The sequence below is a fragment of the Pseudoalteromonas sp. NFXS39 genome, from assembly GCF_040148775.1.
In the GTDB taxonomy this organism is placed as follows: domain Bacteria; phylum Pseudomonadota; class Gammaproteobacteria; order Enterobacterales; family Alteromonadaceae; genus Pseudoalteromonas; species Pseudoalteromonas apostichopi.
Genome location: NZ_JAGDEC010000003.1, coordinates 91,536 through 108,989, shown reverse-complemented (window position 1 = coordinate 108,989; position 17,454 = coordinate 91,536). Strand labels below are relative to the sequence as shown.

15 protein-coding genes and 1 tRNA gene are annotated in these 17,454 nt (G+C 41.0%); 3 read left to right on the top strand and 13 right to left on the bottom strand.

Features of this window, described 5'->3' with window-relative positions:
- Positions 1-102: 102 nt before the first annotated feature.
- A complete protein-coding gene (locus J3455_RS06695; RefSeq protein WP_130050393.1) occupies positions 103-642 on the bottom strand; it encodes a DUF2058 domain-containing protein in 540 nt (179 codons plus the stop codon).
- Between the two features lie 232 nt (positions 643-874).
- On the opposite strand from J3455_RS06695, the gene J3455_RS06690 reads away from it, so the two are divergent.
- Positions 875-2,011, top strand: a complete 1,137-nt coding sequence (locus J3455_RS06690) for an MFS transporter (RefSeq protein WP_130050392.1) — start codon at positions 875-877, stop codon at positions 2,009-2,011.
- Here the strand turns inward: J3455_RS06690 and J3455_RS06685 are convergent.
- Positions 1,978-2,478 (bottom strand): prolyl-tRNA synthetase associated domain-containing protein, encoded by a 501-nt coding sequence (locus J3455_RS06685; protein WP_130050391.1) that lies wholly within the window; start codon positions 2,476-2,478, stop codon positions 1,978-1,980. The genes J3455_RS06690 and J3455_RS06685 overlap by 34 nt on opposite strands.
- The gene (locus tag J3455_RS06680) at positions 2,479-2,865 is read right to left on the bottom strand and encodes a putative periplasmic lipoprotein (protein ID WP_130050390.1); all 387 of its coding nucleotides are present in this window, start codon (positions 2,863-2,865) and stop codon (positions 2,479-2,481) included.
- 166 nt (positions 2,866-3,031) lie between these two features.
- Here J3455_RS06680 and J3455_RS06675 point away from each other — a divergent pair.
- Positions 3,032-3,107: transfer RNA gene (locus J3455_RS06675), tRNA-Ala, on the top strand.
- Positions 3,108-3,285: 178 nt separating this feature from the next.
- Here the strand turns inward: J3455_RS06675 and J3455_RS06670 are convergent.
- Complete coding sequence (locus J3455_RS06670; protein WP_130050389.1) at positions 3,286-4,533, bottom strand: glutamate-5-semialdehyde dehydrogenase; 1,248 nt, start codon at positions 4,531-4,533, stop codon at positions 3,286-3,288.
- Positions 4,530-5,636, bottom strand: coding sequence for a glutamate 5-kinase (proB, locus tag J3455_RS06665; RefSeq protein WP_130050388.1), 1,107 nt, complete (start codon positions 5,634-5,636; stop codon positions 4,530-4,532). Before proB ends, J3455_RS06670 begins: the two co-directional genes overlap by 4 nt.
- A gap of 918 nt (positions 5,637-6,554) precedes the next feature.
- Between proB and J3455_RS06660 the strand changes: the two genes are divergently transcribed.
- On the top strand, positions 6,555-8,414 hold the full coding sequence (locus tag J3455_RS06660) for a cation:proton antiporter (protein WP_250661334.1): 1,860 nt from the start codon (positions 6,555-6,557) through the stop codon (positions 8,412-8,414).
- A gap of 203 nt (positions 8,415-8,617) precedes the next feature.
- Here the strand turns inward: J3455_RS06660 and J3455_RS06655 are convergent, their stop codons facing one another.
- The 8 genes from J3455_RS06655 to mutL form a co-directional block, all read right to left on the bottom strand.
- Positions 8,618-9,226 carry a tetratricopeptide repeat protein gene (locus J3455_RS06655; RefSeq protein ID WP_130050386.1) on the bottom strand — a complete coding sequence of 203 codons (609 nt, stop codon included), beginning with the start codon at positions 9,224-9,226 and terminating at the stop codon, positions 8,618-8,620.
- Between the two features lie 112 nt (positions 9,227-9,338).
- Positions 9,339-10,652, bottom strand: coding sequence for an adenylosuccinate synthase (locus J3455_RS06650; RefSeq protein WP_130050385.1), 1,314 nt, complete (start codon positions 10,650-10,652; stop codon positions 9,339-9,341).
- A 225-nt stretch (positions 10,653-10,877) separates the two neighbouring features.
- On the bottom strand, positions 10,878-11,756 hold the full coding sequence (gene hflC, locus J3455_RS06645) for a protease modulator HflC (protein ID WP_130050384.1): 879 nt from the start codon (positions 11,754-11,756) through the stop codon (positions 10,878-10,880).
- A gap of 5 nt (positions 11,757-11,761) precedes the next feature.
- Complete coding sequence (gene hflK / locus J3455_RS06640; RefSeq protein WP_130050383.1) at positions 11,762-12,928, bottom strand: FtsH protease activity modulator HflK; 1,167 nt, start codon at positions 12,926-12,928, stop codon at positions 11,762-11,764.
- Between the two features lie 91 nt (positions 12,929-13,019).
- Complete coding sequence (gene hflX, locus J3455_RS06635; RefSeq protein WP_130050382.1) at positions 13,020-14,309, bottom strand: ribosome rescue GTPase HflX; 1,290 nt, start codon at positions 14,307-14,309, stop codon at positions 13,020-13,022.
- 17 nt (positions 14,310-14,326) lie between these two features.
- Entirely contained in the window at positions 14,327-14,590 is a 264-nt protein-coding gene (hfq, locus tag J3455_RS06630) for an RNA chaperone Hfq (RefSeq protein ID WP_130050381.1), read from the bottom strand.
- 80 nt (positions 14,591-14,670) lie between these two features.
- The gene (gene miaA / locus J3455_RS06625; protein WP_178926327.1) at positions 14,671-15,588 is read right to left on the bottom strand and encodes a tRNA (adenosine(37)-N6)-dimethylallyltransferase MiaA; all 918 of its coding nucleotides are present in this window, start codon (positions 15,586-15,588) and stop codon (positions 14,671-14,673) included.
- A gap of 15 nt (positions 15,589-15,603) precedes the next feature.
- Positions 15,604-17,442, bottom strand: coding sequence for a DNA mismatch repair endonuclease MutL (gene mutL, locus J3455_RS06620; protein ID WP_349561385.1), 1,839 nt, complete (start codon positions 17,440-17,442; stop codon positions 15,604-15,606).
- Positions 17,443-17,454: the final 12 nt, after the last annotated feature.

Sequence of the window (17,454 nt, the reverse complement as noted above, 5' to 3'; positions counted from 1 at the left end):
TGTATCTTCTCTTTTTTGACGGGTTATTAAACATTTTCTTTAGTGTAGACCATGATTTAACAATATTGCACCCGAAAATTGTAATGGCAATCGAAACAATAACTACCAAATTAAATCATCAGGCACTTCAAAATCAGCATACGGATCATCTTCATCCTTTTGCTTATCTTCAGGCTCAACATGGAACACTATATAATCTTCGCTGACTTCAGCGACTTTTCGTGCTGGTTCGTCTTCCAGTACAAAAAATTGGCCTTCTAAAACACAAATTGCTAAACGGCCACCAGCTAGGGCCTTCTGTGTTTTTTCGTTTACTTCGAGCTCTTTCACTTTATTTTGATAAGTGAAGTTAAATGTACGATCTCCACGGATCTCTTCTTGATTGTGATGCTCTAAAATCTGCTTAACGCGAGCCACTTGCTCACGTTGTTTCTGCTCTTCTAAACGCGCTTGATTAAGCTCATCAGCTTTTTTCTGTTGCTCTAGCTTAGTTTGCTCTATATGTTTTTGTAGATCGCTAGGATTACTCGTTGCGCCTTTCTTTTTCTTCTTTTGCTGCTTGCGCTTCTCTGTTTTGGCTACTTTAGCTTTGTGTGAAGTAGTAAGGCCAGCCTTAAGTAATTGATCTTGTAATGAACCCATGACGAAATTCCAATTTATTAATGCGTATTAGGGTTATTTTAATCAGCTCTGCCAACAAATAACAGTACTGAGCCCACTTGATTCACAGCAATCGAGTATATTGCAGTGAGATTAACACGCGATGAAATCATGACATATTGATTTAACGCAAGATTTATAATTTTAGTCGCCTTTGAACTTGTAAAAAACCCTGTACCCGATAAGCTAGGGCTTTTCCTCTCGGGAGCTTAAAATGCAGCTGCGACATTTGTTACTTTGCTCTGTATTTATTTTCTTTGTTTTATACGCCCCACAACCCTTGCTTGGATTATTTGCCAACTATTTTTCTGTATTGCCAGCCACTGCAGGTAGCTTAATGACAGCGACCATGCTGCCATTGGCTATCGCCCCTTTAGTGTATGGCTTGTTTTTAGCAAAACGAAATCCGTTAACAATTTTAAAGATTGCTATGTTTGTGCTAGCAATAAGCTGTGTCGCTTTTACCTTAGCACCTAGTTTTGAATTGCTATTACTGGTTCGCTTTATTCAAGGGCTCACTCTCCCAGCGGCTCTCACAGCCATGACCAGTTATATTGGTGTAACTTATCAGGCCGACCAATTACAGCGTAATATGACCCTATACATTGGCAGCACCATCGTCGGCGGTTACTTTGGACGTATACTCGCGGCCTTATTTACTGACTTTTTGAGCTGGCAAAGCTTTTATTATGTGATTGCGTTAGGGTTAGTACTGTTTGCAATCACCATTCCAAAATCAAGCAAAGGTGCGAGCATTCATGCAGCCAAATCGCCTCTGTTGTATCTAAAACAATTAAAAGATCCGCAGGTATTAAAGCTATATGGAGCGATTTTTTGTATGTTCTTTTGCTTTGCAGCGCTATTGAATTATTTACCTTTCATCCTACAAGACAGTTTTGCTATCACTAATACCCGAGACATCGGGCTGGTTTACAGCGGTTACTTGCTTGGTGCACTCGCATCCATAGCTACACCTTGGCTGTTACGAAAGTCATCAACACCTTGGCGTTTATTAACTTGGGTATTTGTATTCTACAGTCTGACCATGGTGCTACTGATGAGTCAGCAGTTAATACTTTTTGTTATTGCTTTTACCGGCTTTTGTGGCGCAATGTTCGTGATCCACTCAAGTGCGGCGCCATTAGTAAATAAAATCAGCAGTGCACCTGCAAGTGTCACCAATGGGGGTTATGTATCGTTTTATTACAGCGGTGGCGCACTCGGTTCGTTATTGCCTGGACTGGTATATCAGCAACACGGCCAAGTTGCCTTTATGACCGTGCTACTTTTAGTTTGCTTAGTGGGTTTAAGCTTAGTTTATTTGGCTGGAAGAAATACGATACGAGGCTGATGCCCGGTACTTGCAAAAAATAGCTCTAAGTCATCTTTTTTCATCAACCATGTCGCGGTATTTTCAAAAGGGTGACAATGAAAAAGCTCGTTGAACCAAATTTCTTGGTCTAGCCAAAGGGTAACATTATTTTGTTTGTCGTTTAAAAGTGCCAGCATAGAAACACAGCCCGGTGGCACTTTCAGATAACGCGCTAACCGCTCATCAGATGCAAATCCTAAACGAGATAACCCTTGCTGCTGAGCAATGGCTTTTAAGTCAAGCTGCTTGTCATGGGCAGTGATCACTAAAAAATGCCGCTTGCCTTCGTTATCTCGTAAAAACAGGTTTTTTAATCGTGTGCCCGGTCTATCGAGCATAAATTTATCGGCATCTAAACTACCATGTAACGGTGGATGCTCAATCACATCATAGTTAATATCTAATTGAGCTAGCGTAGCAGCTAACTTATTTTTATCTGCATACATTTACAAACAACGTCCTCGTAATTGCACACTTAAATCACGCCATAATACTTCGTCAATAACGTGTTTATCGTCGCAGTACTTCCGTTCTTTAAGTTCTTTATTTAATAATTCGACCGCTTGATCTTCGAGCATAAGTTTTAAGTTGCTCGATTCTTCAAATACTTCTTGCTCGGCAAAGTCTTTAAACTGCCTGCGTGTCATTGGCTTATCAAGGTTAATTGGCTGTCTTCCTTGTGCTTTAACTGACACCACATAGGCAAAAATTTTATTGCCTTGGTCGTCATTTTTTTCATAAAACTGCTTATTATTAATTTCAAATGGAGGTGCTTCTCCTTGGCTTGCGCAACCGGTAAGTAAAACAACCAAAAGCCATGCTATTTTTTTCATTATTGGATAAGCCTTGTACAGTGAATGCGCTTTAGTCTACCAAAAATAAAACAATAGAGTAAAAATTCGAACATTTTAAAAAAAATACTTGACCAAATATGTAAAAATATTTAAAGTTCACCCCGCTTGAGACGCAAGACTTAAGCATCCTGTATTTTAGGAATGTGGGGCTATAGCTCAGCTGGGAGAGCGCCTGCCTTGCACGCAGGAGGTCAGCAGTTCGATCCTGCTTAGCTCCACCACTTTCCTACCTTTCTTTAGGCAACCTGCCGAATTTAATAATCAAAACTAAGTTATCTAACCAATTTTTATATTTCTAGTCGTTTATACGTTTTACTTTATTAAAGTAAACTTGTTTTAGATTTTAGACATAAAAAAACCGAGCAGAGCCCGGCTTTTAAAATGATCACTTGTTATCGGTTACTCACGAATTTGACCTTCGCCATTCACTAAGTATTTTTCAGTCGTAAGTGACTCAAGACCCATTGGACCGTAAGCATGTAGCTTAGTTGTCGCAATACCAATCTCTGCACCTAGACCTAGCTGTGAACCATCAGAAAAACGCGATGACGCATTAACCATCACAACAGAGGCATCAACGCTGCGTTGGAATAGCTCAGCCGCAGCTTGGTCTTTAGTACAAATCACTTCAGTGTGGTTTGAACCAAACTTAGCAATATGATCAATTGCACCAGCAAAATCAGGCACAACTTTGATTGCGATTTCTAAATCTAAATACTCTTCACCAAATTCATCATCAGCAAGCACAGTAGCATTATCAAAGTATTCAGCAGCTTTAGCATCTGCGTTTACTTTTACGCCTTCTTGACGAAGTACCACTGCACATAGATTTAAAAACTCATCTGCAATATCTTGGTGTACCACTAAACCTTCTAGGGCATTGCACACACCGGTACGCTGAGTTTTACCATTTAATAATAAGTTGATAGCGACATTCAGATCAGCGTCTTTATCGACATAAAGGTGACAAACACCTTTAAAGTGCTGAATTACTGGAATGGTACTGTTTTCTGTTACAAAATTAATTAAACCCTCACCACCACGCGGGATGATTAAATCAATAGTGTCACGTTGTTGCATCAGTTCCATTAGTAGACCACGGTCTGGATCTGGGATCACTGAAATCAACGCTGCTGGTAAACCATGCTTCTCAAGTACTTTGTGCATCACACTAGCGATCGCTTGTGAACTACGTAGTGCTTCTTTACCACCACGTAAAATAACACCATTACCTGATTTAAAGCATAATGCACCAGCATCAGCCGTCACATTTGGACGTGCTTCATAAATCATGCACACAACACCAAGTGGTACGCGCATCTTGCTGATCTTGATACCATTCGGGCGCTCTGAAATTTCGCGTAATTGACCCACAGGATCATCAAGACTAACAATGACTTCAATACCTTCAGCCATAGCTTCAATACGCTCATCGTTAAGCGTTAATCGGTCAATCATAGATGCAGCAAGGTTATTATCACGTGCTGCCGCTAAATCGCTTTCGTTTTCTTTGATGATAAAGGCTTTGCTTTCACGTAATGCCTGTGCCATCTCAGCTAAAACTTGATTCTTAGTAGCAGTATCAAGTAAAGCTAACTGGGTTGCAGCTTTGGCAGCTTGACTCGAAATATCCGTAATTAAACTCATGACTTCTCCAATAATGCGATATCTTTCTCTGAAACAACTGGGCCGATTGAATCTTGCATTTTTTCGCTAAATTCACTTTGCTCGTTGTCAGCAATAAAATTCAATAAACAGCTACTGTAATTCGCTGTTGCTTTTGCTAGACGCGTACCATCATCACTACGAACTAGTATAGTATCGCCTACGCCAAATTCTCCGTGCACCGCAACGATCTCGTCGCTACGAATACAGCCGTCTTCATCTTTTAATGATTCATCAAATGAACCTTCAACTACAACCTCACCTTGCTCATTCGCTGTGTGAGTCATCCAATGCACAGCCTCTTGCATTGGTTTTTCATATGGTGTGAAGATAGTACCTGGGTTGTCACCCGCTAGTAGTCGATTAAACGTCTCTTCTTTAAAACCATTTAAGATAAAAGTTGTAATACCATGTGAAGTGGCTTTTTCAGCCGCTTCAATTTTCGTTTTCATACCACCTGTACCAACGGCACTGGTTGCACAACCGGCCATGGCATAAATTGATTCATCAATATTTTCAATTTCAGGAAGCAACACAGCATCTTCATGTAAATTCGGATTTTTGTCATAAAGACCATCAACATCCGAAAAAATCATCAATGCATCTGCATCCGCAGCTGCGGCGACCATTGCCGACAGGTTATCATTGTCGCCAACTTTTAAATCATCGGTCGTTACCGTGTCATTCTCATTAATGATAGGTAATACACCATGTTCAAGTAAGGTGAAAACTGTTTCACGAATACTGGTATAACGCTCACGGTCACGTAAGTCACCGTGGGTTAATAAAATCTGTGCCGAAGGAAAATCAAAAAATCGATCCCACATTGCCATCATTTCTGTTTGACCGGCAGCAGCCATTGCTTTTTTCATCGTCACTGAACGTTTTTCTTGTTCTGGGAATAAATGCGAACCAGCAGCTACCGAACCTGATGATACTAAAATCACTTCGATACCTTGCGCTCGACAGCGAACGATGAACTGTGCAATGGTCAGTAAATAACGTGAGCGACACCCGTCTTGTTCGGGTGCGATTAATGCGCTACCTACTTTTAGTACTATACGTCGCCAATTTAACTTTTGCATAACTGTTCAACTTTCCATTTTACTATCTGTTCAGTGCCAATTTGCCACTGATTAAAAGACTCGCGTTTAGCACAACTAAACGCACTGACTATTATCACTTTGCCAAACGACTTATCTATGCACACGACTACGCCACGCAAATACTGCGATTAGATATAGCACAACTTTTATTCAGTCAGTAGACCAAACGGTTATAAACCATAAGTTGATAAAAAAAGATAAGTGTTGTTTATGTATCGCTGTAAAAAGCTGTGTGCGGCTTTTATTAATAACAACATACATAGAGCCTATACAATCTGGTACACCAACAGATAGGGTGTAGATTGTATGACCGAGATTTAGCTGCCACGATGGGAGCTAAACATTGACCAGATAATGAACTTTAATTCTATTCAACACGTAATAAATACATACTGAACACTAACAAGCTCATTTCTATTTAATTAGAAAACAAAGTGTATAAAACACTAAAACTGTTACAAACAATTGATTATTTAGAGGTAGAACTCTGAAAGTATAAGACAACGCTTATAAATATTTAGATATCAAATTGTTTGAACACGAAATATAATACGGGAAATCAGGGTCAAAGATCAAGTGTAAAAAGTAATCATGGCTTTTATACTTACCATAAATGGTAAAAATAGACTTTTTTTAACAGTAACTTAGGACGCAACATCTTCGACCTGATGATTTTTCATTAACAAATCAGATTTTTGTTTTCAAAATAGCCCAAAAAGTAGTAATAACGACTAAAATCGTATTTGAAGCAACAAGTTTGCTTGTATCCATGACGGTGAGTAGGCTTTAATAGATAAGTATTTTTTAAAAGTTCAGCGGCTGTTTATCGTCTTCAAACACGATTATCTAAGGTGTTGGTATTTTTTAAATAGTAGTAACTAAAGGATAATTCATTCTATGTCAGCAATTTATATAGCAGGGATCGCCTTGTGCTCTGTATTAGCACAGTGGGTAGCATGGGCGTTTCGTGTACCGGCTATTTTATTTTTACTACTAACAGGTTTAATACTTGGACCATTTAGTGGTGTGCTTGAACCTGACGCACTGTTAGGGGATTTATTATTTCCTGTGGTTTCTTTAAGCGTAGCGGTGATCTTATTCGAGGGTTCACTTACCCTGCACTTTAGAGAGCTCAAAGGTATCGGCAAGGTTGTTCGCAACCTCTGCTCCATCGGGATGATCACAACTTGCTTGGTGGTAAGCCTAAGTGCTTATTGGATTTTAGAGCTGAATTGGCGGGTTGCCGCTGTACTTGGTGCAGTTCTTGTCGTTACTGGTCCTACGGTTATCGCACCGCTGTTAAACTCTATGAGACCTACTCAAGATATCGATCGTATTTTACGCTGGGAAGGCATAGTAATAGACCCAATTGGCGCATTATTCGCTGTACTCGTATTCGAAGCTGTAATGCTTGTAGGTCAAGGCGAAGTACTAAGCCATACCATTATCGCCCTATTTAAAACTTTAGGGGTGGGTTTAACAATTGGTGTGGTTGCAGGTTGGCTTACTACATTACTGATACGCCGCGAATGGCTCCCTTTCGAATTACATAAATTTGGTATTTTAGCTTTAGTCTTAATTAGTTTTACTGTGTCTAACCACTTAAGTCATGAATCTGGTCTATTGGCTGTAACCGTATTTGGTATTTGGCTTGCTAATCAAGATGAGCTCGAAATTGACTCAGTACTTGAGTTTAAAGAAGACCTTTCGATGATCTTAATTTCATCGCTATTCATCTTACTTGCAGCCCGCCTACAGTTATCTGATTTAATGATGCTACATAGCGATGTATTTATTTTCTTAGCTATCGTGCTCTTCGTGGCACGTCCAGCATGTATTGCAATATCAACCTTTAAAACCGATTTACCGCTAAAGTCTCGCTTAGTGCTATCGTGGATTGCGCCACGAGGCATTGTTGCAGCGGCGGTAGGCTCTGTATTCGCTTTGAGTATGGTAGAAGCAGGCATTGCCGACGCCGAAAAAATAGTGCCACTCATATTCACTGTGATCATAGTAACAGTGGTACTACAAAGCCTGACAGCAACGCCATTAGCTAAACTATTAAAAGTACGCCAGCCTGCTCCAAATACCATATTAATTATTGGTGCAAACCATGTAGCACGTGCTATTGCTTGTGGCTTAAAAGATCAAAACATTCCGGTGCACTTGTCTGATCCTGCATGGGAAAACTGTAAAATGGCGCGCATGGACGGCTTACCTTGTTACTATGGTAACCCGCAATCAGAACATGCAGAGCGTTATTTACCATTAACGACGATTCGTAGCGTATTAGCGCTATCGCCTAACCGTCATCACAACGCATTGGGCGTGCAATATTTCTCGCATTTACTCGACGAAAAAGACGTGTTTTCACTGCGCTCTTCAACTAACCATGCTAAAGCAAACAAAGACAGTGCGACGTTCTTATCACGTCAGATTTTGTTTGGAGACAATGGTGCGTACGCTCGCTTAAGTAGCTTAATAGCCAAAGGCGGCAAAGTCAGTGCAACTCGCATTTCTGAGGAATTTAGTTGGGAGCAATACAAAGAGATCAATAGCGAAGCAATCCCACTGTTCATTTTAAATGGTGAAAAAAATGATGATGACGATTCACCAATTAAAATTCGCCCATTTACGACAAGTATGGAAAAGACACCACAAGTAGGTGAGCGTATCGTTGCGCTACAACCACCTAAGTTGTCGGTGTTAAAAGACCCAAACAACGGCAAACCAAAAGAAAGTAAAGAAGAGAAATAATACCAATTCGCTTAATTAAATAGTCTATTTTGAGGCAAGAAAACCTTGTTGATAACAAGGCAAAAATTTCGTTATTTAGTTGTTCTAAATGAGAAATTTTTAACGCAGGTAGCGACAGGTTTAATCCCTCAAAATGATTAAGTATTATTGCGGATTGGTATAACAATAGGCCAGCATCAGCTGGCCTTTTTATTTGTATGTTTCTACATAGGTAAACGCGCGCGCTCAACGACGCTGTCTGGCATCTTTTCGGCAAGCTTCGCTAGTAAGTTTTCGATTTTTTTGTGAGTAGCTTTATCAGCAACCATTGAATGAAATAACCAACGGTAGGCATCTTCATAATCACGTGGACTGCCATAACCTTGGTTAAACAGATTTACTAAACGCATTTGCGCTTTTAAGTTGCCTTGCGCAGACGCTTCACGCAGATAGGTTACCGCCATGGCTTTATCTTGCTGTACGAGCCGTCCTGTATCATAGTAGCGGCCAAGTTGCTCTAATGCAGCGCTTAGCCCTTGTTGAGCGGCCTGACGCATATAATAAACCCCTAATTCTACATTGCGGTCTACACACACCGCATAAGCTAACATATCACCATACAAGAACTGATACGATGGTAGTGCCATTTTATTGGCTCGTGCTTCGATATCTTGTACTAACTGGCAATCATCTGCCTTTACACGTGCTAGGTGTGCATTTTTATTGATCAAGCCAATTAACTCGCTCTCTGAGTACAGAGGTACTGCTGCAATGGGCTCTTCAGCCATGCTCAGGCTGGAAAAGAGTAATGTTAAAGGCAATAAAACACGCATCAAAATCACTTAAAAAAAGTCGGTCTTAGCAAATAATATACAATTATCATTCCAGAGTGAATTTTAGGCACAAAAAAAGCTGCCGAAGCAGCTTTTTTAGTCACTATGGCAATTATGCAAACGGGTTGCGTAATACCATCGTCTCTACACGGTCAGGACCTGTAGAGATAATATCAACTGGAACACCAGTGATTTCTTCAATACGTTTGATGTAATCAAGTGCCGCTTGTGGTAATTGATCAACTGACGTTACACCTACTGTGTTTTCAGACCAGCCAGGCATTTCTTCGTATACTGGCGTTACTTTCTCGTAACCTTCAGCAGCTAATGGTGTAACGTTCGTTACAGTGCCATCTTCTAACTGGTAACCAGTACATATTTTTAATGTTTCTAAACCGTCTAATACATCTAGTTTAGTTAAACAGAAGCCTGAGATGCTGTTGATTTGAACTGCACGGCGCATTGCTACTGCATCTAACCAACCTGTACGGCGTAAACGACCTGTCGTTGCACCGAACTCATGGCCTTTATCACCTAAGTGCTTACCAACTGGATCTTGTTTATCAAGACCGTCATAAAGCTCTGTAGGGAAAGGACCTGAACCTACACGTGTCGTGTATGCTTTGATAATACCTAATACGTAATCAAGGTGTAGTGGACCAAAACCAGCACCAGTTGCTACACCACCAGCAGTCGTATTTGATGATGTTACGTACGGGTATGTACCATGGTCGATATCAAGTAATGTACCTTGTGCACCTTCAAATAAGATGTTATCACCAGCTAAACGAGTTTGATCAAGAAGCTCAGTAACATCAACAACCATTGCTTTTAAGATATCTGCGATAGCCATTGCATCGTCAAATGTCTTTTGGAAGTCAACTGGTTCAGCTTTGTAGTAATGCTCTAATGTGAAGTTATGGTATTCCAATACTTCTTTAAGCTTGCTAGCAAACTGTTCAGGGTTGAATAAGTCACCTACACGTAAACCACGACGTGCTACTTTATCTTCATAAGCTGGACCGATACCACGACCTGTAGTACCAATTGGCTTATCGCCACGTGCTTTTTCACGGGCTAAATCTAATGCAATGTGGAAAGGTAAAATTAATGGACATGCTTCGCTGATTAATAAGCGCTCACGTACTGGTACGCCACGCTCTTCTAGCATGCCGATTTCTTTCATTAATGCTTCTGGTGATAAAACAACACCATTACCAATCACACACTTAACATTGTCACGTAATACACCCGATGGAATAAGGTGTAAAACCGTCTTTTCACCGTTGATTACCAGAGTATGGCCTGCGTTATGACCACCTTGATAACGAACTACTAAAGATGCTTTGTCTGTAAGGAGGTCAACTACCTTACCCTTACCTTCGTCACCCCATTGGGTGCCTAGTACAACAACGTTTTTACCCATTGCAAATTCACTTAGAAAAAATTAGGACGAGATTTTATCAGAAAACGAGGTGAAAGATCACCCCGTTTAGCTTATTTTTTCTGCGCCTGAATTTTTACCTTCTTTAATAATTCAACAACTACAGGCAGAACAGAGGTTTATAAAAAAGTTGAGGATGAAAATTAATCATTCACAGAAACAAAAAAGCCCTACAAAATGCAGGGCTTTTCATCACACAAATTTTAGTTACTGTGCTTTTGTACCTTTCATATAATTAAAGAAGTCGCTATCTGGTGAAAGCACCATCACGTCTTGTTTATCTTTGAAAGTCTTCTTATACGCTTCTAAGCTACGCACAAAACCAAAGAATTCTGCATCTTTGCTATAGGCATTCGCGTAAATAGCAGCGGCATCTGCATCACCTTGACCACGAACAGTACGCGCATTACGCTCAGCATCTGCAAGCATAACTGTGACTCGACGGTCCACTTCGGCACGAATCGTTTCAGCTTTTTCTTGACCTTCAGAACGGTGCTCTTTAGCTACCGCAGTACGCTCAGCTCGCATACGTTGGAAGATTGAGCTACTCACTTCTTGCGGTAAGTTAATTTGCTTTACACGCACATCAAGTACTTCAATGCCTAGCTCTTGTGCACTTTCAGAAGCTTGTACTAATGCTTCTTCCATCAGTTCACTACGCTCACCTGAGACAATTTCTCTGATAGTACGAGAACCAAAGTTAGTACGCAGGCCATTATTCACTTTTTGCTTTAGTAGTGTTTCTGCATATTGCTTATCACCACGAGCACGAAGATAAAAAGCACTAAAGTCATTAATTCGCCATTTTACATATGAATCAACGATTAAATCTTTTTTCTCACTTGTTACAAAGCGATCTGGTGCACCATCTAGCGTTTGAATACGTGCATCTAAACGACGTACTTGGCTAAAGAAAGGCACTTTTAAGTGTAATCCTGGACCATATACCACCGCGTTGTCATTACTATCTTTTTCAACTTTGCTGAATAACAGAACGATTGCCTTCTCGCCTTCTTGTACAACAAAAATCGAAGAGAAAGACAGCACAACTGCAAGGGCAAGTATTACTAAACTAAAATTTTTCATCTTGCTTATCTCCCCTCATTGAAACGGTCAGTTGCGAAACGGTCATTACTTGAATTTACCGTACTGTTACGTGAAGTGTTTATTTTGTTGCGAAGATCTTTAATATCACTTGAGCTTGGTAATGCAACACGTGTCGCTGTACCTTGTTTTTCCATGATTTTATCAAGTGGTAAATACAGCATATTGTTACCACCTTTCACATCAACTAACACTTTAGAGCTGTTACTTAGCACTTCTTCCATTGCATCAATATATAAGCGATTACGTGTAACTTCTTTTGCCGCTTGATACTCTGGTAATAGCTTTTCAAATCGAGCCACTTCACCTTGTGCTTCAAGTGTAATACGTTCACGGTATGCTTCGGCTTCTTGTGTCATACGTGTTACTTGACCACGAGCACGAGGTTCAATTTCACGAGCGTACGCTTCGGCTTCACGGATGAAACGCTCTTCATCTTCTTGTGCAGCGATAGCGTCATCAAAGGCATCTTTTACTTCACCCGGCGGACGTGAATCTTTAAAGTTCACATCGCTCACAATAATACCTAGATTGTAAGGCTCGATGATTTTGTTAAGCTCATCCCACGTTTGTTGACGCACTAACTCACGACCAGTCGTTAACACTTGGTCCATTTTTACATGGCCAATAACATAACGTAGTGCACTATCAAGCGCTTGTTGTAAGCTGTGGTCAGCATCAGTAACACTGAACTTGTAAAGGTGTGGATCGATAACACGGTACTGTACTTCAAACTCAACATTAACCACGTTTTCGTCTTCGGTTAGCATGAAGCCTTTTGCAGATAGAGAGCGAACCGCTTCTATATCAACCGGAATCACACGTTCAATGAAAGTCATTTTCCAACGTAAGCCAGGCTCTGCAATACGGTCATATTGTCCAAACTGTAAAACAATACCGCGCTCAGCTTCTTTTACCGTGTAAATACCACTTAATGCCCATACGATGATGGCAATAATGAGGATGAAAGAAATGCCTGCGCCGCCAAGTCCGCCGCCGCTTTTACCTGGTTTATTACCACCAAATAAACCGCCAAACTTGTTGCCGAACTTACGCATTACCTCGTCTAAATCAGGTGGGCCTTGATCTTTTCCGCCTTTATTATTCCACGGATCTTTATCATTGCCATTATTACCCGGTTCATTCCAGGCCATAGCTATACTCCATTGTTATCTAAATGAATTAGGTTAAATCTATCAAATCTACAGCGTTTCTCATACTAAAAAAGACAAATGCCGGTGATTTTTAATTAGTCACTACGAAAGAGTCGAGCTCTTGTCCCATCTCTTTTTTCAAGCGATTCCAGTCTGCCATTGGTAAGCGTACTGATAGTAACCAGTTTCCTTGTTCATCGAAACTCTCTTGATGAACTGCGTTTAAGTTAAATAATGCTGCACGAATACGACCATATTGTGGTGCTAATTTTAGTTCATCAGCAAACATCTTCTTGGCAAGTAACTCATTAATTGCCTCAGACAGTAGCTCACAGCCTACGCCTGTTCGCGCAGATAACCAAACTCGTACTGGTTGACCTTCATCGTTTCTATCTATACGTGGCGCAACGTCATCTAGTGCATCTATTTTGTTATAAACCAATAACTGAGGCACTTCATCTGCTTCAATTTCTTTTAAAACAGACTGTACTTGCTCAATATTTTCTTTTCGACGAGGGTCTGCCACATCAATAACATGTAGCTGCAAATCAGCTTCACGGGTTTCGGTTAAGGTTGCTTTAAACGCTGCAACAAGGTCATGCGGTAAGTGACGTATAAAACCTACCGTATCAGCTAAAATAACCGGACCTATATCACCAATATCCAACTTACGTAAGGTTGGATCTAGGGTTGCGAATAACTGGTCGGCTGCATACACATCAGAATCTGTAATGCGGTTAAATAACGTTGATTTACCAGCGTTGGTATAACCAACTAGTGAAACCGTTGGAATTTCATTTCGCGTTCGTGCACGCCTACCCTGCTCACGTTGAACAGCGACTTTATCTAAACGGGCACGAATATTTTTAATTCTTGCGCGCAATAATCGTCTATCGGTTTCGAGCTGGGTTTCACCCGGACCACGTAAACCTATCCCCCCTTTTTGTCTTTCAAGGTGGGTCCAACCACGGATCAATCGAGTAGAAATATGGCGTAACTGAGCTAACTCAACCTGAAGTTTACCTTCGTGAGTACGCGCTCGCTGCGCAAAAATATCTAGGATCAAACTCGTACGATCAAGAACACGACACTGGCAAACGCGTTCTAAGTTGCGCTCCTGTGACGGGCTAAGTTGATGGTTGAAAATGATGACATCTGCATTGTGGATTTTGACAGTTTCAGCGATTTCTTCTGCTTTTCCGGTCCCGACGAAAAGTTTCGGATGTGGTGCTTGACGACTGCCTTGCACAATCGCCAAACTACTAACACCAGCAGAAGATACCAACAACTCTAATTCGTGGAGATCTTCACGATCCCCCTCTTTAGGTAAGTCGATATGAACTAAAACTGCCTGTTCGCCGGCTTCATAACGGTCAAACAAGCATTACGCTCCTAAGTTTAAAAATTTCCAGGTTCTTGCTCTTCTGAATCATCACTTCCTTGAACACCTTGGAAGTTAACAGAACGCGCTGGAACAACAGTTGAAATAGCGTGTTTATACACCATTTGATTAACGGTGTTTTCAAGTAAAATAACAAATTGGTCAAATGACTGGATTTTACCCTGCAATTTAATGCCATTAACCAAAAAGATTGATACTGGAATGCGCTCACGACGTAACGCATTTAAAAATGGGTCTTGTAACGACTGGCCTTTTGCCATGTTATTTTCCTTCGTTCTAGGTGTTATTATAATTAAGTAGCTGAACTAATTTAACAAAGCTAAAAAACTTTCAGCTACTACTAGCTTAGCGAACTTACTACACGTTGCAAGTTTTCTTCATCACCCGAAGTCAACCAAGTTACATCAGGCCAACCTCTTAACCAAGTCAGTTGTCTCTTGGCTAACTGCCGTGTGGCTGCAATACCGCGAAAGACCATTTCATCATAGTCAATTTCGCCAGCAATGTAATCCCACATTTGTCTATAACCCACACAACGAATCGAAGGTAGGTCTGGGTGTAAATCCTTACGTTTATATAGGGATGAAACTTCATTTTCAAACCCCTGATCGAGCATTATTTTGAACCTTTTCTCAATTCGCTGATGTAATTCACTGCGATCATCAGGCGCAATGGCAAATTGATGGAAAGTATAAGGAAGCTCAGGCTGTTTTTGTTTTTGCAGCTCAGTCATTGTTTTCCCTGTTATACGATACACTTCCAATGCGCGATTAATTCGTTGCGAATCATTTTCGCTTATTTTTTGTGCTGCATCAGGATCAATTTTCACAAGCTCTTTATGCAAATGTGGCCAGCCTAACTGCTTTGCTTCTTTTTCAAGCTCGGCACGTACTTCAGGTGATGCCTCTGGTAGCGGTGATAAGCCATCAATAAGCGACTTAAAATACATCATTGTACCGCCAACCAATACAGGTACTTTACCTTGCTTATGAAATAGATCAATCTTTTCAATGGCATCACGGCGAAAATCTGCTACTGAATAACTATCTGCTGGGTCAATAATATCGATCAAATGATGCGGCGCACGAGCTAGCTCTTCTGCATTTGGTTTTGCAGTGCCGATATCCATATCTTTATAGACTAATGCTGAATCAACACTGATTACTTCTGTGTTTAAATGCTCACACAGCGAAATTGCTAAGTCTGTTTTCCCTGCAGCGGTTGGTCCCATTAAAAAAATGACGGGTAAGTTATTCAAGCCTAAATACCTTGCTTAGTTTAAAAACTGAGATAGATCTATTTTAACTGCTTTTTGACGTAAACGTTGCATAGTTTGTGGATTATTTTCTAACCGAGTCACTTGCTCCATAAAGGGTTGACTTGCGTAATAGCGTTTTGGAATTTGCTGTGTTAACCATTCTAGCCATTTATCCAGTGAACTTAGCGATGATTTGCAGCCACTAATCAGGCACTCAATAGCATGACTCACATCAAGTAAATAAACACAAGGCGGGAGCCTTTTAACCATCACAAATTGCTTTTCAATAACCAAATCAAAACCGAGTAAGGTAAACCACGACTGCTGAGCATTTAAGGCGCTAATGTCATCAGCACTTGCATTCACTCGCACAGGCAACAACAAAGCTTTGCCATCAAGGCTGCCAGCTTGTTCTACTTGCACTTGCCAGTCGAGTGCTAAAGCATACTTAAAGTGCGCAGCAAATAGCTGGTTATCTTCACTAAATACGCATTCACCTTCTCGTACGTGAATGAGTTTGGCAAGCTTAGCTTGCTCTGCAACCGGTGCTGCAATGCTTGGTTCAGGGCGTACTTGGTCAAAATGCGCGGCATGTTGCTCACTGATCCCTTGATAAAAAGCATTCACATCTTGATGCGATGTTTTACTGCGCCCTTGGCTGTCGCTACCAAAACCACCTCCAGAACGACCTGTTGTCCCAGAATAACTTGTTAAACGTGTCGGTTGTAATTCAGATTTGGGGTAATCATACTGCTCTGCTGGCACTGATTGATTCAAACTTGGCTGCGTGCTGCTTAGGTTTGTCTCATCAAACGAAGCATGTTGAAAATCAGTTTCATTATGTTCGGTAAAACCGGCTTCATGCTGAAGCGGCACTACAACTTGTTTTATTGCCTGCAGAATAAAATCATGTACTAAGCGACCTTGATGAAACCGTACTTCATGTTTAGCCGGGTGCACATTAACATCGACCTGGCGTGGATCAATATCAATATAAATTACAAATCCTGGAAGCTCTTCTGATCCAGCAACTTCTTCAAAAGCTTGGCGAATCGCATGCAAAATGAGTTTATCGCGCATCATGCGATTATTGACATAGGTATATTGAGTGCTATTTGCTGAACCCACTGGTAATACCCAGCCTCGTAGCATCAAGCCTGCTTCACCTGATTGAATATGCAAACCCTGCTCACTGAACGCCTTACCAGCAACTTGTGCTACACGTGTTATTGCGTGCTCAGGGTTTGGCTTTGCACGGTATTGACGCACAACTTTGCCGTTGTGTGTAAGAGTAATAGATACATCAAAGCGACTCAACGCGATACGCTTTATTAGCTCATCGATATGTGAAAACTCAGTTTTCTCGGTGCGAAGAAACTTTCGCCGCGCAGGAGTATTAAAAAATAAGTCTTTTACCTCAATGGTGGTGCCATCGGGATGTGCAGTTGGCTTGATTTGCACCGCCATATCGCGTCCTTCAGCAAACGCTTGCCATGCGGCTTCTTGTTGTTTTGGTTTTGAACTCAAAGTTAGCCGTGATACTGAGCTAATAGAAGCGAGTGCTTCACCACGAAAACCCAGTGAACAGATGTTCTCTAAATCATCAAGTGACTTAAGTTTACTTGTAGCATGGCGCGACAAAGCTAATGTCAGCTCATCTTTATTAATGCCCGAACCATTATCGCGAATGCGAATCAGCTTATGACCACCGCGCTCAATATCGATTTGAATGCGCGTTGCGCCGGCATCTAAACTGTTTTCGACTAGCTCTTTAACAACAGATGCGGGGCGTTCAACCACCTCACCCGCAGCAATTTGGTTAGCCAATCGCGCGGGTAGTATTTCTATGCTCATAGTGTTCCTAAC